We start from the raw sequence: 19,941 nt of genomic DNA on the forward strand, positions 1-19,941 counted from the left end.
GATGACGGCCTGCTGGTGGTCGGTGGTGTTGCGGGCCAGGTTGCGCTACGGAAAACGCCGGGTCCGGGCGCGGGTCAATTTCTCGCAACCGTCAGTTTGGCGAGACTGTATGCGAGGTCCAGGTTGTCGACGGTGGCGAGGTGGGCCGGTGGGGTGATGGGTAGTTCGAGATTTCGGAGACCGTCCAGTAGGGCTAGGTGCAGGGCCCAGGAGACGGCGGGCGGTTCGTCCAGGATCGGCGTGAGGGCGCGAATCTCGTTGACCGCCTGGAGATCTACCAGATCGTGGATGGCTTCGTAGCGGACGTCTTCACGGCTGTCGGTGCGGGCCAGGTCGACGAGTTGCTCCCGCAATCCGTTGCCGGGCGTGTGCGCGACGTAGGTGCGCAGGGCCTCCTGGGCGGAGATGCCGGTCGCGGTGGACAGGTATCGCCAGGCGCATTCGGCCACGGCGGGGTCCGGCGGTACCGAAGCCAGGTGGTAGACGGCCGATTTGCGGACCGAGAAGCTGCGGTCGCGGGTCAGTTCCAGGAGCGCTGCGGTAGCGGACCAATCGGACAAAGCGGTGGCTGCGATCTCGCGGACCAGGGGATCGGGGTGGGTGGTGAGCCGAACGGTCAAGCGCGGCCGGGCATCTGGAGTGAAGGCGTTCCAGTCGAGGCCGCGCAGGGTGCGATCGCGGCCGAGCCAATCGCCGTCCGGATCGTCGAGCAGTTCCAGCAGCGCGGTTTCCGACAGGGTGTACGGCGTGGAACGGGTGAGGGGAGTGGGTGTGCCGGGTTCCTCGTCCGATTCCTCCGGTTCCGGGTGAATCAGGTCGTCCGTCGGCCGCAGCCAGTCGCGCAGTGGCGCAAGCTTTTCCGAATTTACGGCGGCGTCCTCGAAATGCCAGCTCAATTCCTCGAACGAGTCGGTGGCGGCGGCGCGCACCCGTTCGTCATCGTGCCCGCGCAGTTCGGCGATCGTCCGCAGTGCCCGCCGGGTGGGGTAGTAGCGCAGGGTGTCGAGCGCCGCGGCCGCCACCTCGTGGTCGGCGTCGTGCGCGGCGTCGAGGAGCCCGTCCTCGGCTGCCACGGGTTCTTCCCACAGCAGGGTGCGCGCCGCGGTCCAGCGGATCTCCGGATTCCGGTGTCGCAGCGCCCGGATCAGGGTGGGCATGAATCCGGCCTCGCCGAACCCGAATGCCATCGATGCCAAGGCGGCGGCCTGGAGCGGATGGGCGTCGTCCCCGGCCACCGGGATCACGATGTCCGCCTCGCCGCGGAGCATGAGGCCCAGCGCGTGCCGCCGCACCACTGGATCGCCACTCGCCCACCAGGTTCGGCGCGATTCGCCAGTGGTGATGTCATCGAATCCGGACACCACCTCGGAGGCGCGGGTGCGGACGTCGATCGGCAACCGGGTATCGAGCACCATGGCCGTCAGCGGTTCGATGCTCCGGTAGTCCTCGGTGCGGGCGAGCGTGTCGAATGCCGCCGCCCGCTCAGCCTCCGGGGTCGCGATCGCACCGGCCACGGCCAGCAGATCGAAGGTCCGGCTCCGGTCGCGCTCGCTGCCCATGCTGTTCAGGATGGCATGCCGTGCGAGTCCCCGCAGCCAGCGGAAACGCCGATTCTCAGGGCCGCAGCACCACGATGCCCGGCACCGTGTTCAGGTACTCCCGCAGCGGTGTGTCGACGACCTGATTGTTGGCCGCCAGCGACGAGGCATTGCGGAACACCGTCCCGCTGTTCGTCTGCACGATGATCCCGGTGTGGGTGACGTCGAGCCCCGGCTGGTCGGTGTACGCGCCCACGTAGTCGCCGGTGCGCAGCCCGCCGATCACCTGGTCGGTGACGGCGGCGCTGGGGATGTAGGTGATGTTGCGGTCGACCACCGGCAGGCCCGGCAAATAGTTGCCGCCGTCGGCCTTGGCATTGAGATGCTTGCCGACCGTCACCGCGGCACCGGTCAGCGTGCCGGTGATATCGCTCGCCACGGTCTTGGGGACCTGCGCCCAGTCGGTGAAGAAGTGCTTGCGATGGGTGAAGTCGACCTGCCCGCCCGCGTACCGGGTGTCGATCAGGTTCGCCACGAACTGGTTCCGGTCGCTCGAACGGGTCAGCGCCTCCACGTAGTCGAGGAAGGTGAAGCAGTCCACCCGGCGCAGATCGATGACCAGCTGTTCGGCCTGGGAAGCCGAGCCGACGAGCATGTTCGCGCCGTACGGGGTGCCGAGGAACTGGCCCGAGAGCAGATCGGTGAGTTCGCCCTTGCTCGCTCCGGCCGCGGCCGCGCGCAGGGCGATGAGCTCGTCCACCTTGCGGGCGGTGGCGTCGTCCATGTTCGCTTCGGCGTGCGCGCGGACCGGCAGCAGTACGGCGGCGCAGACGATGACCAGCCCGGCCAGCAGTACGCGTGTGATGGAGCGCAAGGGTCCTCCCCGCGGTTGGATCGGATGAACGTGCTCCACGGTAGCCGAGGTTTTGGGGGCAGTCGTTAGCCGTAACAACTATTCGGCGGGTCGGCGATACCCGGGTAGTCCTCCCGGAGGCACGGGACGGGGGTCCCGCTGTCGATCGGATTCGCGGTGGAGGACAGCGGTATCCGATGTGGTTGGCAGAACCCGAGGGGATTCTTCGATGAAGCGCAAGTCAGCGGTATTCGCCGTGCTCGCGGCCGGTGTGATGGCGGTCAGCGGGTGTAGTGACAACTCCGCGTCGCAGGCGGGCGGGACGAGTTCCGCGGGCGGCAAGGGGACCTCGGTGGTGGCGACCAGCGCGGCCGGTGGGAACGGCGGCGGGACCCAGGGCGGGACCGGTGGTGGCTCGCAGGGTGGAGTCGGCGGTGGCTCGCAGGGCGGATCCGGATCCGATGGAAGTGGTTCCGGTGCAGGTGGTTCCGGTTCCGGACAGGGCGGATCGGGCTCCGATGGTGCGGGGTCCGCGCCGGTGACCCAGGGTGAGCAGTCCGGCGGCGTGCCGGCCACCACCAAGCAGACGGCGTCCCCGGTCTCCGCGCCCAACGGGAGCGGTCACGGGCTGTGCTTCGATGTGAATTCCGGTTTGGCCAACGAGGCCGTGAAGTCTTTGAAGGCAACGACTTCCGGCGGCTGGAATGTCGAGGGCGGTAGCGGCGACGCCATCGCCGACGGTTGCGATGGCGTCCTGTCGTACATGTACGTCAGCTCCGGCAATATCCACCCGTACTACCACGTCCTGTACTTCACCGGCGGCAAGTATCTCGGCACCGCGAGCTTGAACCCGTTCACCTACACCGAGGTGCTCGGCAAGACCCGCACCAGCGTCACGCTGCGCTATCGCTGGATCAAGTCCAACGACGCGCTGTGCTGCCCCTCGGGCGGCCCGAGCGATGTGGTGTTCACGCTGAACGGCACCAAGATCCAGGCCAACGGGGAGTTCCCGCCGACCACCGGCTAGAACGCGGCGAGTACACATGCGCCGATGAAGACGACCTGCACGACCGTGCGCACGGGGAGCGGCATCGTCTTGATGCCGATGCCCTGGCGGGCGGCGCGGACGTTCGCGGGGAACATGATCAGCAGCAGCAGGGCGAGGCAGGCGGCGGCGAGCGGGGCGGCCCACGGGATCAGCAGTCCGATCGCGCCGGCCGCTTCCAGGATGCCGGTGAGCGTCACCATGGCCGCCGGATTCGGGAACTGCGGCGGCACCATCGCGATGAGCCCGTTCCGCCGCGGCTGCTGGAAGTGGGCGAGCGTGGTGAGCGCGAACATGACCGCCAGGCCGATGCGCACGGCGTGCGGCCACGAATCCAGCCAGTCGACGCCCGCCCAGCCCGCGATACGGGCGATTCCGGTGACGACGAAGAGAGCGATGAGCGGTGCCATGGGGGGCTCCTGAGGGTCGAGCAAGCATCTTGACAGTGGAAAGATTAGGTCCGACCGGGGAACTTGTCAATGTCTAGATTCTGCGGGACGATCGACCCGTGACCAAGAACGCCTACCACCACGGCGACCTGCGAGCCTCCCTGCTGAATGCCGCGGCCGAGCAGATCGCCACCGAGGGCATCGACTCCGTCTCGCTGCGCGCGCTCGCTCAGCGCGTGGGCGTCTCCCATGCCGCCCCCGCCCATCACTTCGGTAATCGCCAGGGGCTGCTCACCGAGCTGGCCATTCAGGGCTTCGAGCTGCTCGCGGCCGAACTCCGTTCCGCCACCGGCGATTTCCGCGAGGTGGCGCTCGCCTACATTCGCTTCGCCCGCACCCACCCCGGCCATTTCGACGTCATGTACCGCCACGACCTGCTGCGCGCCGACGACGAACGCCTGGCCGCCGCCCGCCGCGACTCCGGCGCCGAACTCCGTTCCGGCGTGGGCAGACTCGAGATCTCCGCCGATTCCCGCCCCGCCGCGTCCCTGGCCGCCTGGTCCCTGGTCCACGGCTTCGCCTCGCTCTGGCGCGAAGGGGCGCTGGTGGATTCGTCCTTCGCCGGCGAAGACCCGGAGACCCTCGCCCGGGCGATGGTCGCCGCCGTCGAGTTCACCGGGTAACCGGCGTTCAGTCGACCAGGACGCTGCCGAGCAGCAGCGTGTAAATCGCCGCGTCCCAGGGTGCCGCGTCGGTTCCGGGCAGAATCGCGTCGAGCAGCGGGGCTCGCACGAGACTGCCCGCCCCGTAATGCCCCGTGGTGCGGGCGCTCGCCAGCAGGGCCTGGATGGTGGCCGCGTAGATATGAGCCCGCGGGGCGATGACGGTGACCCCGGCGGATTCGAGGGTGACCAGTCGGCTTTCGACGGCTTCTATGACTTCGCGCAGAACGCGAATCTCGGTGTCGCGCATGCTGTCCATGCAGTCAGCAGACCACCGGCGTACCAGTGGATATGTGGAATCCGAATATTCAGACAGGTTCGCCGGAAACGCCATGACGAGATGCGGATTCCGGGACGATTACTAGGCGGATTCCTGCGGCTGTGCATTCGAGTGAAGGGGAGCATTCATGGCCGAGACGGACGAAACCACCTCGCCGACCCTGATACGGCGGCAGTTGGGGCGGTTTCTACGCGAGGCTCGCGAGGGACGGGGCCTGTCGATCGTCACCGCGGCGCGGGAAGTGCAGCTCAGTTTCAATGCCCTGCAACGGCTCGAAACCGGGAAGACGGTCAGTCCACGGCGGCAGGATGTGCGCGAACTCTGCTCGCTGTACGAAGTCGAAGCCGATGAAACAGTGAAAGCAGTCGGCCTCGCCTCGCGTGCGGCAGCCGCCAAAGGCGAGGACGGAGTCACGTCCTTCGGCGGACTGTTCTCGGACGCGTTCAATATGTACGTCGGCATGGAATGTGCGGCCCGGAAGCTGATCTCGTATCAGGAGATGGTGCCCGGCTTGTTGCAAACGGCCGCCTACGCGCGGGCGATGATCAGCTCGTTTCTGGTGGAAGGCAGCGCTGACGATATCGATCGCCGAGTCGAGGTCAGGATGGATCGACAGGTCATCGTCACCCGGAAGGCGCGCCCACTCGTGTTGGAGGTGCTGCTGCACGAGTCGGCACTACATCGGATGGTGGGCGGCCCGGCTGTGATGGCCGCACAGCTGCGGCAATTGGCCGAGATCAGCAAACTGCCCAATGTCAGTCTGCGGGTGCATCCATTCTCGGCCGGATTCGTATGGGGCTTGCCCGCAGTGCCTTTCGTGTTGCTCGATTTCGGAATCGACGGCAGGGGCGAGGCGAACGAGCCTCCGATCGTCTACCTCGACGGTGCGATGAGCAGCGACTTATACATCGAGAAACGTGACGTCGTGGAGCGATACCATGACTTCGCCGATGCCGTGCGGCGGACCACGCTGGACGAGACCCTGACCCGAGACCTGTTGCGGCAGGTAGCAAGGAGATACGACAGTGAACGTTGAACTGTCCGGCGCACGTTGGATCAAGAGCACGTACAGCGAGAGCAGTGGTCAGTGCGTGGAAGTCGCCTTCCTCGCGAACGACCTTGTCGGAGTCCGTGATTCGAAGGACGCGAAAGGCCCGGCGCTCGTTTTCAGCGCCGGGGAGTGGGCTACCTTCCTTTCCGCTGTCGACTCATAGCCGGATCGCGGCGAGCTTGGCCGGATCCACCACGATGTGAATCGCGGTGATCCGCTCGCCGGTGACCTGGAAAGCGATGACGGACAACGGAGTTCCGTCGGGACGCCAGGACATCTGGCCCGGGATGCCGTTCACCAGGACGGGGCGATATCGGGCGACCTCACCGGAGAACATGCGCGCGCCAGAGGCGACCGCGGTGGCTCCGAGCGTGACGACCACGCCGTCCGGGGTGTCCACGGTCAGCCGGACATTCGGGTCCAGGACGCGCAGCAGGGCTTCGAAGTCCCCACCCAGGGCGGCGGCGCGGAAGGCCTGGACGACCTCCCGGTGATCGCGAGCGGGTTCGGCCGGGCGCTCCGGCGACTGAACTTTCCGGCGGGCGCGGCTGGCGAGCATCTTGGTGGCGGCCGTGGATTTGCCCAGTATCCGGGCGATTTCATCGAAGGGCACCGCGAACATATCGTGCAGCACGAAAGCCAGGCGCTCAGCCGGAGCGAGCGAATCGAGCACGACCAGCATGGCCAGCCCGATCGAATCCGCCAGGGCCGCTTGCTCATCCGGGGCGGGCTCGTCGTCCGGCGTCACCACCAGCGGTGAAAACTCCTGTCCATAAACGGTTTCGGGGTGCGCGCTCCGCGAGCGCAGCACATCCAGACTGAGCCGCCCGACCACGGTGGTCAGCCAGCCCGGCAGATTGGCGATGGTTCCGGCGTCCTGCCGGATCAGCCGCAACCAGGCTTCCTGCACCACATCCTCGGCATCGGCGTGCGAGCCCAGCACGCGGTACGCGACGGCGCGCAACCGGTCGCGCTGGGCTTCGAACACCTCGGTGACGAGGCCGCTGGAATCCCCGCTCACGACTTCCGCTGCTCACGCAGCGAAATCCGGTTCCCATCCGGATCGATCGCTTCGATACGCACCCCGAACGGGTACACCTCGGGTTCGTCCGTCAGAAACGCCACCCCACGCTCCCGCATGAGCTCGAAATCCTTTCGCAGATCCTCCGATTCGAGAATGACCGGCCCGGGCGGAGCGATCTCGCCCACCTGCGCGGGCTGCCCGGCGGCCGCCGCGTGGGCCCACAGAATGATCTCCACCGCGCTCCCCGGCACCCCGACCGTCAGAAACCGCGCTTCCGGCCCGGGCGCATCGATCCGCTTCTCCAGCCCCAGCCCCTCGGTGTAGAACCGCAACGCCCGGTCCTGATCGGTCACGTAGATCGTCGTGTACATGATGTTGGTAAGCATCCTGCTCTCCACTTCGCGCATCGGTGCGACCGCGTATTCGGTCGTCTCACCTATGACGAGGGCCGACGAGAGAAGGTAACAAAGCGGTGGCCCGGTGGCCGTACGCCATGTGCTCCGGACGAGTGCGCGATCGGGCCGGGCGCAATACCGTGGAGTATGCGTACTTTCGTGCACCTGTTGTTGTTCGCTTGCGCAATCGCCGTGGGGGTGGGGGCGTTCGGGCCGTTGGTGGGAACGGTGGATGCCCGGAATGTGGGGTTCGAGGATTTGCGGGACGGTTTCGGGTCGGGGCTTTCGCTGGGGCAGGTCGGGGGTGAGGAGCTGTCGTTTCCGACGACGTTGATCATGGTTTTGCTGGGGGTGGCGGTGGTGATCCTGCTGTCGGCGTTGACCGGGTCGCGGGCATTGGGATGGGTGGGGGTGCTGGTCGGGCTGGCGGCTTTGGGTGTGCTGGCGTGGCGGCTGGATGACCGGTTCGATCAGCAGTTGCGGGACGGGTGGCGGGATCTCGTCTCGGGAGCCTGGGGTTTGTATCTGGTCGGCGGGGGACTGGTGATTTCGCTGCTTCTGCTGCTGGTTCCGCGCGAGCGGCGGGCGGTGCCGTAGCGGCACAGCGGGATGGCTAGCGGGGAATACGCTGCGCTGCCGGGAATGCTGTTAGCGTCGAATATCCATCGAGATCAATGATTACGAGGGGAGACGTCGACTTATGCCGCAGCGTGAGAAGGCATCGAGGAATTCGGTAATCGGCCGGGCAGCGGTCGCTTCGGCCGTGGTCGCGGCGGGTTTGCTTGCCGGGCAGGGCACGGCGTCCGCGGACTTCTCCGCCGAAGTGCCGATGAATTGCGTCGGGCTGAGCCCGAATATCGTGGACGTGCCCTATTCCGGCAAGGTCTATCTGGGGCAGTACAACGCGGGGCGGCCGGGGTGGACCTCGGTGACGGTGCACACCGGGGCCAGCATCTGGGGCGGTTACACCACCAATCCGACCATCACCTGGACCAATCTGAACACCGGCGTGACCGGGACCGCCAGCGGTTCGGCGCCGGTGTCGTCCATGTTCGGCACCGGCGCGCAGAACAACTTCGACGCCTGGGGCATCGGCGGCGGGCCGGTGCGCTTCGATCTGACGGTGGTGAACAGCGGTCTGGCGCCGGTGCCGGCGGTCAGCTGCTCGGGCACGATCGACGTTCCGTAAGCAGGTATTTCCCCTGCCCCGAGCGATGGGGGCAGGGGAAGTCGGGGGTCACGAGCCGATAACGGGCAGGTCAGCGGGCCGATGTGCAGGGGTAGGTGCACAGAGGAGGAGACCTGGTGTCGGTTCGGGCGATGACAAGCCTTGTGGTGGTGATGATTACGGCGGCCATGCTGCTGGTCGGCGTACCCGGTCCGCAGGCCCGCGCCGAAACCACCGGGCTCAAACAATGCCAGGTCAGCTCGGGACGCCAGCCCGAAACCGCGAAACCCGAAGAGGTGGGCGTGGATTCGGAACTGCTGAACAAGGCGGTGGCCTTCGCCGCCGATCCGACCCGGTTCACCTTGCAGATCTTCCGGAACAATTGCCTCATCGCGGGCGGGCCCAACAACGCCAAAGCCGGTGGGGTGCCGTGGAATCTGTGGAGCGGCACCAAGAGCGTGGTGGCGCTGCTCGCCGGAATCGCCGTCGACGACGGGAAATTGGGGCTGGACGCGGCGATCGGCAACTACCTGCCCGAGGGCCTGGGCGACGCCGACCATCGGGCGATCACCGTGCGCAGCCTGCTGACCGAGACCTCGGGAATGCAGGTCGCGGTCGCCTCCGAGGGCATCACCGGGCTGATCGGCCTCGATCCGAACGTGGTGGCGCAGGCGCTGGGCATGCCGATCGTGAACCCGCAGGGCGAGAAATGGGGTTACAGCCAGCGCGGCGTGGACCTGCTGGCGTACGTGATCCAGCAGGCGGTGGGGGAGGACTTCCAGGCGTTCGCGCAGCGAAGGCTGTTCGATCCCTTGGGAATTCAGCGCACCGACTACCATTGGGCCCGCGATCGCAGTGGAAACACCTACGGGCACGCGCATCTGGTGCTGCCGCCCGACGACTACGTGAAACTCGGTCTGCTGGTGGCCAACCGGGGTGATTGGGGCGGCAAGCGGATCATCTCGCAGAGCTATCTGAACACGGCCTCCCAACGTGCGGCCAACCCCTGCTACGGGTTCCTGATGGTGGTCAATCGCGACCCCGACTGCGTCGACGTGTTCCCCGGGCTGCCGGAGGACGCGGTGCAGATGTCGGGAATGTGGCGGCAGGACAATGTGATCGTGCCCAGCCTCGGGCTGGTGGTCAGCTGGACCGGGGTGGCGGTGCCGGGCAGCTCGGTCAGCTTCCCGTACGACGTGCTGCGCGCCATCCAATTGGCTTTCGTGTCACCGAAGCTGAACGATCCCGGGCCGTTCATCCCGCGCGAGGACATCCAGGTGAGCGATCCGTCGATCTCGAACCCGGACGGCGCGCTGGCCGCGCTCGGCCTGGGACCGATGGCGTATCCGGGCTGCGGGGTGCTGGAATGCCTCGGCAAACCGATGTCGCCGCCGTTCTCCAACTGGCCCGCCGGCTGCTTCATTCTCGGCTGCCTGAGTTCCGACCCCGCCACCCCGGGGATTCGCTAGGCATCCGGCTCGCCGACCGGCTCGACAGACACGGTACCCCTGAAGGGTATATCTTCGATGGGGATCTCGTGGACGTGAGGAGCGCGGTATGGACGAGCACAACGGGCACGGCGTCGCGGTGCTGGACATGCGCGGATTGCGCTGGGCCAGCCAGCAGAACACCATTCGCGCGGTGCTGGGGCGACGGCCCGGGGTGCTCTCCGTAGACCCCAACCCGGTATCCGAAACCGCGACGGTGACCTTCGATCCGGCGCGCACCTCGGTGGCGGACCTGCGCGAGTGGGTACGCGAATGCGGCCTGCACTGCGCCGGGCAATCGGTGCCCATCCACATCTGCGACCCGATGGCGGAGCCCGGTGCGCAGCGGCACGCAGCAATGGACCACACGGCGCACGCCGCGCATACGGATACGGATGTGGATCACGCCGGGCACGAAGGCATGGACCATGCTGCGCACGAGGGCATGGACCACGCCGGGCACGAGGGTATGAACCACGCTGCGCACGAGGGCACGGACCATGCCGCCCGTGCGGGGACGGATCACGCGGGGCATGCGGGTATGGATCACGGTGCGGCGGGGCACGCCGGGCACGGTGGGCATGCGGGGCACGCGGGCATGTCCATGGACGACATGGCGCGGGACATGCGGAATCGCTTTCTGGTGGCGGCCGTGTTCTCGGTGCTGGTCATGCTGTGGTCGCCCATGGCCTCGGACATGTTCGGGCTGGAGTTGCCCACGCCGTTCGGGCTACGCCAGGACATCTGGGCGTTGATTCTGAGCCTGCCGGTGATCTTCTATTCGTCGAGCATCTTCTTCACCGGAGCCGTGCAGGCCCTCAAAGCCCGCACCCTCGACATGATGGTGCTGGTAGCCGTCGGCATCGGCGCGGGCTGGCTGTACTCGCTCGCCATCACCCTCACCGGTGGCGGCGAAGTCTTCTACGAAGCCTCCACCATGCTCGCCACCTTCGTACTGCTCGGCCACTGGTTCGAGATGCGGGCGCGCGGCGGCGCGAACGACGCCATCCGCACCCTGCTCGATCTCGCCCCGCCGCAGGCCGTGGTCATCCGCGACGGCAAGGAAGTCGAAATCCCCACGGCCGAAGTCGTCGTCGGCGATGTCCTGCTCGTCCGCCCCGGCGCGAAGATCGCCACCGACGGCGAGGTCGTCGAGGGCGAGAGCGAAGTCGACGAATCCATGGTGACCGGCGAAAGCCTGCCGGTGCACAAGGAACCCGGCGCCACCGCCATCGGCGCGACGCTCAACAAGAACGGCACCCTGCGGGTCCGCGCCACCAAGGTCGGCTCCGACACCGCCTTGGCCCAGATCGTGAATCTGGTGCAGCAGGCCCAGAATTCGAAGGCCCCGGGCCAGAAACTGGCCGACCGCGCGGCCTTCTGGCTGGTGCTGGTGGCTTTGGTCGGCGGCGCACTGACTTTGGTGGTATGGCTGCTGGCCGGCGCGACCTTCGCCAAGGCCATGCTGTTCGCCATCACCGTCGTCGTCATCACCTGCCCCGATGCCCTCGGCCTGGCCACGCCGACCGCCATCATGGTCGGCACCGGACTCGGCGCGAAACGCGGCGTGCTGTTCAAGAACGCCATGGCCCTGGAGAGTTCGGCCCGCATCCAGACCGTCGTCATGGACAAGACCGGCACCCTCACCAAGGGCGAACCGGAAGTCACCGAGATCGCCGTCGCCGACGGCTTCGCCGAAGCCGAACTGCTGCCGCTGCTGGCGGGCGTGGAACGCGAATCCGAGCATCCGCTCGCCGAAGCCGTGGTGCGATACGCGGAACAGCATGGCGCGCCGGACAATCGCGCCCAGGATTTCCAGAACGTGCCCGGCCACGGCGCCATTGCCACCGTCGCCGGCCGCCGCGTGGTGATCGGCAACCGGCGGCTGCTCGAGCGCGAGGGCATTCCCCTCGGCGACTCGGCCGCCGACCGCGACCGCATCGCCGGCGCCGGCCAGACCGCCGTGCTGGCCGCCGTCGACGGCAAGCCCGCGGCCGTCATCGGCATCGCCGACGCGCCCCGCGAGACCTCCGCGAAAGCCGTTGCGGACCTGCACGATATGGGCATCGAAGTGGTCATGCTGACCGGTGACAATCAGGCCACGGCCGAGCGCATCGCCGCCGAACTCGGCATCGACACCGTCATCGCCGAGGTGCTGCCCGGCGACAAGGCCGACAAGATCACTGAACTACAGGCGGGCGGCAAAAAGGTCGCCATGGTCGGCGACGGCGTCAACGATGCCCCCGCGCTCGCCCAGGCCGATCTGGGCATCGCCATCGGCGCGGGCACCGATGTGGCCATCGAGACCGCCGATGTGGTGCTCATGCGCTCGGACCCCCTCGATATCCCGACCGCGCTGCGCATCGGCCGCGGCACGCTGCGCAAGATGCATCAGAACCTGGCCTGGGCGGTCGGCTACAACACCCTCGCCCTGCCCATCGCCGCCGGTGTGTTCGAGCCCGCGTTCGGCTTCACCCTGCGCCCGGAGATGGCCGCCATCTCCATGTCCGGGTCCAGCATCATCGTCGCGCTCAATGCGATATCGCTGAAAGGGCTGAAGTTGCCCGAGCGGAACTGAGATTCACAAATACGCCGGTCTCGCCGGTTTGTGGCCTGCGTAACAGCAGCTCACAGCCGTGAACATCTTCATGATGCCAGGTGGCTGACGCATTACTACCGTGGATTCGAACCCCGAAACCGAACGGAAAGTTGCGTCATGCCCATCATCAACCTTGGCTCCGCCGCGCTGGATCTCGCGAGCACGATCACCTCGATCACCGCGAACATCACCTACATCCTGAAGTCGTGGGGCCTGGCCTGATTCAGCGCCTGAACGCGTGAAACGCCCGCTGGTCCATTCGGACCGGCGGGCGTTCGCTTTTTTTCGCATCACACCGCCGGATCACACCCGCAGCAGTGCCGTCTGCACCTGCCGCAGCCGTTCCACATCACCCCGGAACCCGGCTACCGCGTCGTTGTAGAGGAACGCCTCCCACAACCGCACCAGCGCGTACGCCAGCGTGGCCCGCTCGATCGGCGGCTGATACCCCTGCTCCTCGGCCCGTTCGATCAGCCCCTCCACCGCGGCCACCGCCGCCTGGTGCACCGGCCCGTCACTGCGGGTGATCAAGCGCAGCGCCGCCGTCGACTCGTTGTCGAAATAGGTGCGCAGCGAATCGTCTTCGACCAGCCAGTGAATGGTGTGGTCCAGAATCTCCAGCAGGCGGGCGCCGCCGGTGGCCCGCGAGCGCCGATCGGTATGCGCGATCATGCGATCCAGCTGCCGTGCGATGGCCGCGCCGAGCAGCCCGTCCCGCGACCCGAACCAGCGGTAGATGCTGGCCCGCCCCACCCCGAGCTGGGCGGCGATGGCGTTCACATCCAGCCGCTTGCCCTCCAGGAACACCGCGATGGCCGCTTTCAGCACTTCCTCCCGGCTGGCCGTGGCCGGCCGGCCGGGCGCCCTGGTTCCCTCGCCGCGCGTCACGCGGAAAGCATAGGGGTCAGGAACGGCGACAAGGCCCGCGTGGTCGCGGCGCGACCCAGGTCCAGGGCCTGTTGCAGCACGTCCGGATCGCGGGCGATGCGTCCGATATCGGGCGCGCCACGCGGCGGGCGGATCTGCATGACCGCCGGATCGCCGGCGAACTCGCGCTCGTCCTCGGTGTGCCGCGCCCCGCGCGCCAGCCACGGTTCGACCGTGCCGGGGGCGTGCTTGGCCAGGAAGCGGGTCACCACGCGGTTCTCCAAGGACGAAGGGGGACGGGCGATCTCGTCGTCGCGCCGGGTGCGCAGCACCAGCACCCGGGTCGCCCCCTGCGCCAAAGCCGTTCGGATGGGCACGGATTCGGAGAGCCCGGCATCCACGTACCGCCGCTCGCCGATCCGCACCGGCCGACCCGCCAGCAGCGGCAGGCAGGTGGAGGCGCGCAAAGACGCCTGTACCGCACGGGGATTGGTGAGCGTGGGATGCAGATCCACCGCCTCGCCGGTATCGGCGTCGGTGGCGATCGGATGGAAGGTGACCGGATTGGCCAGGATCGCCGGGAAGTCCATCGGCACGATGCGCTCGTACACGGTGTGCACCAGATAGTCGGTGTCCACCACACGCCCGCCGCGCAGCGCCCGGGTAGGTGAGATCACCCGATTGATGACCTCGGGATTCCAGGCCCGCCGCGACTCCCGCGCCCGCCCGCACAGCAGCCACGCGCCATTGAGCGCACCCGCCGACGCCCCGTACACGGCGTCGAAACTCGGCAGCAGACCCAGTTCCTCGATGGCCATCGCCATCCCGTGCGAGAACGCCCCGCGCGACGATCCACCCTCGATGACCAGCGCCAATCGGTGTTCGTCGCGACGGCGGCCGGGCACGCTGTCGGTGCGCCGCCGCCAGGCCAGCAGCTCGCCCACCCCGACGGCCTTGCTCTGCTCGGGCACCCGCCCTCCCTTCGATGTCTGCGTCCATGATGCCATTTGAGACATTGGAATCTCTGTGTATCATACCCGGCATGCAATTGGCACTCACCGAGGACGAGCTGGCCTTCCGGGACGAGCTGCGCGCCTTCTTCCGCAGCGAGATCCCGGCCGAGATCCGCAATCGCGCCCGGCACGGGCAGGAACTGAGCAAGGACGACATCGTCACCGCGCAGCGCATCCTGAACGCGCACGGGCTGGCGACGCCGAACTGGCCGGTCGAATGGGGCGGTCGTGACTGGACCCCCGTTCAGCGCCATATCTGGCACGACGAACTGCAGCTGGCCTCGGTGCCGGAACCGCTCACCTTCAACACCAATATGATCGGCCCGGTCATCGCGCACTTCGGTGCGCAGGAGCTCAAGGAACGCTTCCTGCCCGCCACCGCGAACCTCGACATCTGGTGGTGCCAGGGCTTTTCCGAGCCCGACGCCGGCTCCGACCTGGCCTCGCTGCGCACCGTCGCGGTGCGCGACGGCGACGAGTACGTGATCAACGGCCAGAAGACCTGGACCACCGCCGCCCAGTCCGCCGACTGGATGTTCTGCCTGGCGCGCACCGATCCGAACGCGCCCAAGAAGCAGGCCGGCATCTCCATGCTGCTGTTCCCGCTCGATACCCCCGGCGTCACCGTGCGGCCGATCAAGCTGATCGACGGCGGCCACGAGGTCAACGAGGTGTTCCTGGAGAACGTCCGGGTGCCCGCGAATCAGCTGGTGGGCGAGGAGAATCAGGGCTGGACCTACGCCAAGTTCCTGCTCGGCAACGAACGCACCGGCATCGCCGCGGTCGGCCAGACCAAGGTGCGGCTGTGGCTGGCCAAGGAGTACGCCAAGCAGACCCGCCTGGGCGCGGGCACCATGCTCGACGATCCCATGTTCGCCGCCCGCCTGGCCGAACTCGAAAACGAGCTGCTGGCACTGGAACTCGTGCAGTTGCGGGTCGCCGCCGGTTCCGCCGACGGCAAGCCCAACCCGGTGTCCTCGATCCTGAAACTGCGCGGCACCGAACTCCAGCAGGCCGTCACCGAACTGCTGGTCGACATCGCCGGACCGGATTCGCTGGTGCGCGAGGACGAATCGCGGCCGGACTGGGCGCACCGCAGCACCGCCACCTACCTGAACTACCGCAAGACATCGATCTACGGAGGATCCAACGAGGTGCAGCGCGGCATCATCGCTTCGACGATCCTCGGATTGTGAGGCGACACCATGGATTTCGAACTCTCCACCGAACAGGAAATGCTGCGTGACACCGTGCGCGATGTGCTCGGCCGCAGCTACACCCCCGAACGCCGCAACGAGGTGATCGCCACCGAACTCGGCTGGGATCCGAAGGTGTGGGCCACCTTCGCCGAAATCGGCTTGCTCGGGCTGACTTTCGCCGAGGCGGACGGCGGTATGGGCGCGGGGCCCATCGAGGCCATGCTGGTGCTCGAGGAGCTCGGCCGCGGGCTGGCCCCCGAACCGCTGCTGGACTGCGCCCTGCTGCCCGGCGGGCTGATCGGCCAGGCGGGCACCGACGCGCAGCGCAAGGACCTGCTGCCCAGGATCGCCGAGGGCGAACTGCGAGTCGCGTTCGCGCACAACGAACCCGGCTTGCGCTGGCCCGCCACCGAGATCGGCACCCAGGCCATCGCGCGGGCCGAGGGCTGGCAGCTGGCCGGGCGCAAGAACCCGGTCTCGCACGGCGATTGCGCGGAACTGCTGATCGTCAGCGCGGCACTGCCGGAGGGCGGCGTCGGGCTGTTCCTGGTCGATCCCGAAGGCAGCGGCGTCCGCCGCACTGCCTTCGCCACTCATGACGGTCAGCGCGGCGCGGATATCGAATTCGACGGCGCGGCAGCGGAATTGCTCGGCGCCGCCGAGGACCGCTCGGCCCTCATCGCCGCCACCGCCATTCACGCCCAGGCGGCGCTGGGCGCGGAAGCCGTCGGCGCCATGTCCGAGGCGCTGCGGCTCACCACCGAATACCTGAAGACCCGCAAGCAGTTCGGCGTCCCGCTGCGCACCTTCCAGACGCTGACCCAGCGCGCCGCCGATATGTACGTCTCGCTCGAACTGGCCCGCAGCATGAGCCTGTACGCGTCGATGTCGCTGGCCGACGGCATGATCGATCCGCTGGTCGCCTCGCGCGCCAAACTGCGAATCGGGCGCTCCGGCAGGCATATCGGCCAGGAGGCCATCCAGCTGCACGGCGGCATCGGCATGACCGCCGAATATCCGGTCGGCCACTACACCGCGCGGCTGACCGCCATCGAGCACACGCTCGGCGACTCCAGCGATCACCTGCGCTACCTCGCCGGTCAGGTCGCCGATCACCAGATGGTCGAAATCTGATGCGCATTCGCGGCGCGGTGCTGGAGGAGATCGGACGCGGGCGGCCCTACGCCGGCACCGTGCCGATCACGGTCTGCGACCTCGAACTCGGCGATCCCGGACCCACCGAGGTCCTGGTCGCCATCGAGGCCGCCGGCGTCTGCCACTCCGACCTCAGCGTGGTGGACGGCAATCGCCCCCGTCCACTGCCCATGCTGCTGGGGCACGAGGCGGCGGGCACCGTCCTGAAGGTAGGGGAGCGGGTGGCGGATCTCGTTGCGGGACAACGAGTCGTCATGTCCTTCCTGCCGCGCTGCGAAAACTGCGACGCCTGCGACCGGGGCGGCCAACTGCCCTGTTCCGCGGGCACCCGCAGCAATACCGCGGGCGAGCTGCTGCACCACGCCGGGCACCTGTCTCGCGGCGGCGACCGCGTCCGCCATCACCTCGGCGTCTCCGGTTTCGCCACGCACGCCGTGGTGGACCGGGCCTCCGTGGTGGCCGTCGGCGACGACGTCCCGGCGGAGGTGGCCGCCCTCTTCGGCTGCGCGGTCCTCACCGGGGGCGGCGCGGTGCTCAATGTGGCCGACCCGAGCGCCGCGGACAGCCTGATGGTGGTGGGCCTCGGCGGCGTCGGCATGGCCGCGCTGCTCACCGCCAAAGCCGTCGGCGTGCAACGGGTCATCGCCGTCGACCGGATGCCGGAGAAGCTGGCCATGGCGAAGGAACTCGGAGCCGCCGAGACCTACACGCCCGAACAGGTCCGCGCCGAAGGCATCCGCGCACGCTACGTGGTGGAATGCGCGGGCCACCCCGCCGCATTCGAAACCGCCTACGCCGCAACGGCTCCCGGCGGCATGACGATCACCGTCGGCCTACCCGCCCCGAACGCCACCGTGACCCTGCCGCCACTGACCCTGACCGCCGAAGCCCGCACCATTGTCGGCAGCTACCTGGGTTCGGCGGTCCCGGCCCGCGACATCCCGCGCTACGAGCAGCTGTGGCGGGAAGGACGACTGCCGGTCGAGCGCCTGATCTCCGCGCGCATCGAACTGGAACAGATCAACGAGGCAATGGACCTGCTCGCCGACGGCAAAGCCGTCCGTCAAATCATCGTCTTCGGCCAGAACACCCCCTGACGCGCCCACTTCATGATCAACGGCGCATGAATGATGCGACACGCCGACAACCCCCTCACTCATGTGCCACTCGTCGCCGCTCGAGAACGCGACAACGGCCGGAACGACGCCGGAAAGCGAGATAGCGGCTCCCGGCCGGGGGACCACAGCCGGGGACGGCAGGCGAAGCGACCCCACTATCTCGTTTCTCGCTGCGGCGAGACCTCCTGGCCCCCAAGGAAAATCAATAGCTGATCGAGTGTGACCATTCCTACACTCGGTCGATGAACACCGCACGAATCCTCGATCACCTCCGCACCCACGACACGGCGCTGACCCTGTCCAGGGCCGGCGTCGTGAAGTGGGACGACGCGGAATTCCACGGAGCGGCCTACAGCGCCGACCCGGAGAGTTACGCACTGCTGGCACTGGTGCCGGGAGTGCGGGAGACGCAGCGCGCCCGCGTGCTGTTGCAGGTGCTGAAGACCTCCCGCGCGGGACTGGACGAGGCGACGCGGAAGAACGTCGACAAGGCCACGCGGGCGCTGCTTTTCGGCGTTCGCCCGGACCTGGTGATCACCGTGCTGCTGGCGCTGCGGCGGATGCGGGCCAACCACAAGCACGTCACCCGGGCCGTCCTGGCGTTCGTGCTCGACCATCCCGACGCCGAGCTGTTGATTCCGGCGCGGCGTCCTGCGCTGGTCGACTGCTTCGAGCACGCGCTCGGCAAGGCGACGGCGCGCGGGTGCGCGCGCATGATCGCCGAGGGGGACGTGGGTTCGGCCGCGTTGCGGCGAAAGCTGCTGCGGTTCACGGCGAATCCGGGCGTGGCCATCGCACGGGTGGCGCAGCTGTACGCGCCCGGCGTGCACGGTGTGCCCACGCTGACCGAGCCGGCGGTTCCGCTGGAGCCGGCCCCGGCGCGCGATCCCATCGTCACCGTGAGCAATCGCGGACAGATCGCCGCCGCCCTGGTGCACGTCTACCGGGGCGGATCGGGGACCGAATTGGGCGCCGCGCTGGCCGGTTACGTCGCCGCGGCTACCCGCGACCTGCCGCGCAATCGCGATCACGTGGCCCTGGTACTGGACACCTCGGAGTCCATGCGGGGCTACGGCGAGCGCGAGTGGGCGCTGCTGTCCCAGGCCGAAGCGCTGCGGCTGGTGCTCGCCGAACTGTGCGAGCGGCTCACCGTCATCGAGGTCGGCCACGGCCAGACCGCGCCCACCGATCTCGCGACCGGTCTGCTCGACGCCATGGAGCTGACGTCGCGCGCCGGAACCGACTCCACCGCAATGGTTTCCGGGCCGGACGTGGGCGGCGCGCCGGACGTGGTGGTGATCGTCACCGACGGCTACGAGAACCGGATGCCGGGCGATCTGGCGCGGGTGGCGTCGGCGCTGCGGCGGCTCGAGTTCACGACGCCGATCCTGCTGGCGCAGGCCATGTTCACCGGCGGTGACGATCTCACCCTGCGCAATCCCGCACCGGAGCTGCCGCGGCAGGGGTTCTGGCACCAGGACGATTTCGGCGGGCTGCTGCCGTGGGTTTTCGCGCACGGGCCGTCGGGAGCGGAATGGATCCGGGCCGCGGCGCTGCGCTTCCTCGACGCTCGCTTGGAAGGAGCGAACGCATGACCAGACTCGATACCCTCGTGCGCGCCCCGGTCGACCTGACCGGGTACCGGCTGGGTGACCCGCAGCGCGCGGGCGTGCTCACCATAGTCCCGATCCACGGACCGGAACGGCCCGGCATCGTGCCGCCGCGTTCCGGGCTGAAGCTGAAGCAGGTGGTGGGTTACGGCAGCGTCGAGCTGCGCAATCCCGCCCCCGCCGGCGTGGCCATCGTGCCGCTGCACATCGGCTATATCCAGGAGGGCGCGCAGAATCACGCGCTGTGCTCGGCCGCCCTGCTCGGCGCGGGCGAGACCCGCCGCTTCGACGACGCCTGCTGCGTGCAGGCGGCGCAGGGCGGTTACCTGGAGGGGCGCGATCAGTGGTTCTTCGTGCTGCCGCTGGAGCTGCGGGCACAGGCGCTGGCGCTGCGCGGGCAGCCCGGGTATTCCCAAGCTGTGGCAGGA

The 19,941-nt window shown here is 68.1% G+C and carries 20 protein-coding genes and 1 pseudogene; 13 read left to right on the plus strand and 8 right to left on the minus strand.

From position 1 onward, the window contains the following. Positions 1-74: 74 nt before the first annotated feature. Both NY1_RS34790 and NY1_RS34795 read right to left on the minus strand, forming a co-directional pair. The gene (locus NY1_RS34790) at positions 75-1,559 is read right to left on the minus strand and encodes a HEAT repeat domain-containing protein (protein WP_067721418.1); all 1,485 of its coding nucleotides are present in this window, start codon (positions 1,557-1,559) and stop codon (positions 75-77) included. 55 nt (positions 1,560-1,614) lie between these two features. Then, positions 1,615-2,412, minus strand: coding sequence for a DUF1460 domain-containing protein (locus tag NY1_RS34795; protein WP_067721419.1), 798 nt, complete (start codon positions 2,410-2,412; stop codon positions 1,615-1,617). A gap of 208 nt (positions 2,413-2,620) precedes the next feature. On the opposite strand from NY1_RS34795, the gene NY1_RS34800 reads away from it, so the two are divergent. Beyond that, positions 2,621-3,418 carry an LppP/LprE family lipoprotein gene (locus tag NY1_RS34800; protein ID WP_067721420.1) on the plus strand — a complete coding sequence of 266 codons (798 nt, stop codon included), beginning with the start codon at positions 2,621-2,623 and terminating at the stop codon, positions 3,416-3,418. Here the strand turns inward: NY1_RS34800 and NY1_RS34805 are convergent. Beyond that, positions 3,415-3,846 (minus strand): DoxX family protein, encoded by a 432-nt coding sequence (locus NY1_RS34805; RefSeq protein ID WP_067721421.1) that lies wholly within the window; start codon positions 3,844-3,846, stop codon positions 3,415-3,417. The two genes, NY1_RS34800 and NY1_RS34805, sit on opposite strands and share 4 nt — an antisense overlap. Positions 3,847-3,944: 98 nt before the next feature. On the opposite strand from NY1_RS34805, the gene NY1_RS34810 reads away from it, so the two are divergent. After that, a complete protein-coding gene (locus NY1_RS34810; RefSeq protein ID WP_067721422.1) occupies positions 3,945-4,508 on the plus strand; it encodes a TetR/AcrR family transcriptional regulator in 564 nt (187 codons plus the stop codon). A gap of 7 nt (positions 4,509-4,515) precedes the next feature. Here NY1_RS34810 and NY1_RS34815 read toward each other — a convergent pair whose 3' ends face one another. After that, positions 4,516-4,806 (minus strand): hypothetical protein, encoded by a 291-nt coding sequence (locus NY1_RS34815; protein WP_067721423.1) that lies wholly within the window; start codon positions 4,804-4,806, stop codon positions 4,516-4,518. Between the two features lie 148 nt (positions 4,807-4,954). Between NY1_RS34815 and NY1_RS34820 the strand changes: the two genes are divergently transcribed. Next, positions 4,955-5,863, plus strand: coding sequence for a helix-turn-helix domain-containing protein (locus tag NY1_RS34820; protein WP_067721424.1), 909 nt, complete (start codon positions 4,955-4,957; stop codon positions 5,861-5,863). After that, entirely contained in the window at positions 5,853-6,041 is a 189-nt protein-coding gene (locus tag NY1_RS34825; protein WP_067721425.1) for a DUF397 domain-containing protein, read from the plus strand. Before NY1_RS34820 ends, NY1_RS34825 begins: the two co-directional genes overlap by 11 nt. Here NY1_RS34825 and NY1_RS34830 read toward each other — a convergent pair. Then, complete coding sequence (locus tag NY1_RS34830) at positions 6,036-6,899, minus strand: sigma-70 family RNA polymerase sigma factor (protein WP_067721426.1); 864 nt, start codon at positions 6,897-6,899, stop codon at positions 6,036-6,038. The two genes, NY1_RS34825 and NY1_RS34830, sit on opposite strands and share 6 nt — an antisense overlap. Further along, complete coding sequence (locus NY1_RS34835; RefSeq protein ID WP_067721479.1) at positions 6,896-7,288, minus strand: VOC family protein; 393 nt, start codon at positions 7,286-7,288, stop codon at positions 6,896-6,898. The genes NY1_RS34830 and NY1_RS34835 overlap by 4 nt, the downstream gene beginning before the upstream one ends. 156 nt (positions 7,289-7,444) lie before the next feature. Here NY1_RS34835 and NY1_RS44295 point away from each other — a divergent pair, with 156 nt between their 5' ends. The 4 genes from NY1_RS44295 (at position 7,445) to NY1_RS34855 (ending at position 12,530) form a co-directional block, all read left to right on the plus strand. Then, a complete protein-coding gene (locus NY1_RS44295) occupies positions 7,445-7,894 on the plus strand; it encodes a hypothetical protein (protein WP_067721427.1) in 450 nt (149 codons plus the stop codon). A gap of 103 nt (positions 7,895-7,997) precedes the next feature. Further along, positions 7,998-8,486 (plus strand): hypothetical protein, encoded by a 489-nt coding sequence (locus NY1_RS34845; protein WP_067721428.1) that lies wholly within the window; start codon positions 7,998-8,000, stop codon positions 8,484-8,486. A 131-nt stretch (positions 8,487-8,617) separates the two neighbouring features. Beyond that, entirely contained in the window at positions 8,618-9,934 is a 1,317-nt protein-coding gene (locus tag NY1_RS34850; RefSeq protein WP_067721429.1) for a serine hydrolase domain-containing protein, read from the plus strand. Between the two features lie 88 nt (positions 9,935-10,022). Then, positions 10,023-12,530, plus strand: a complete 2,508-nt coding sequence (locus tag NY1_RS34855; RefSeq protein ID WP_067721430.1) for a heavy metal translocating P-type ATPase — start codon at positions 10,023-10,025, stop codon at positions 12,528-12,530. A 324-nt stretch (positions 12,531-12,854) separates the two neighbouring features. Here NY1_RS34855 and NY1_RS34860 read toward each other — a convergent pair whose 3' ends face one another. Together NY1_RS34860 and NY1_RS34865 are read right to left on the minus strand one after the other, a co-directional pair. Further along, entirely contained in the window at positions 12,855-13,439 is a 585-nt protein-coding gene (locus NY1_RS34860) for a TetR/AcrR family transcriptional regulator (protein WP_067721431.1), read from the minus strand. Further along, entirely contained in the window at positions 13,436-14,389 is a 954-nt protein-coding gene (locus NY1_RS34865) for a patatin-like phospholipase family protein (RefSeq protein WP_233434618.1), read from the minus strand. Before NY1_RS34865 ends, NY1_RS34860 begins: the two co-directional genes overlap by 4 nt. A 71-nt stretch (positions 14,390-14,460) precedes the next feature. Between NY1_RS34865 and NY1_RS34870 the strand changes: the two genes are divergently transcribed. The 5 genes and pseudogenes from NY1_RS34870 to NY1_RS45575 all read left to right on the plus strand — a co-directional run. Then, positions 14,461-15,627, plus strand: coding sequence for an acyl-CoA dehydrogenase family protein (locus tag NY1_RS34870; protein ID WP_067721432.1), 1,167 nt, complete (start codon positions 14,461-14,463; stop codon positions 15,625-15,627). A gap of 9 nt (positions 15,628-15,636) precedes the next feature. Next, positions 15,637-16,764 carry an acyl-CoA dehydrogenase family protein gene (locus tag NY1_RS34875; RefSeq protein WP_067721433.1) on the plus strand — a complete coding sequence of 376 codons (1,128 nt, stop codon included), beginning with the start codon at positions 15,637-15,639 and terminating at the stop codon, positions 16,762-16,764. Further along, positions 16,764-17,882, plus strand: coding sequence for a zinc-binding dehydrogenase (locus tag NY1_RS34880; protein ID WP_067721434.1), 1,119 nt, complete (start codon positions 16,764-16,766; stop codon positions 17,880-17,882). The genes NY1_RS34875 and NY1_RS34880 overlap by 1 nt, the downstream gene beginning before the upstream one ends. 263 nt (positions 17,883-18,145) lie before the next feature. Beyond that, positions 18,146-19,498 (plus strand): vWA domain-containing protein, encoded by a 1,353-nt coding sequence (locus NY1_RS34885; protein ID WP_067721435.1) that lies wholly within the window; start codon positions 18,146-18,148, stop codon positions 19,496-19,498. Beyond that, a pseudogene (locus tag NY1_RS45575) lies at positions 19,495-19,842 on the plus strand (ARPP-1 family domain-containing protein); the annotation flags it as partial. The gene NY1_RS34885 and the pseudogene NY1_RS45575, both read left to right, overlap by 4 nt. Positions 19,843-19,941 lie beyond the last annotated feature (99 nt).

This window comes from Nocardia yamanashiensis NBRC 100130, assembly GCF_001613325.1.
In the GTDB taxonomy this organism is placed as follows: Bacteria; Actinomycetota; Actinomycetes; order Mycobacteriales; family Mycobacteriaceae; genus Nocardia; species Nocardia yamanashiensis.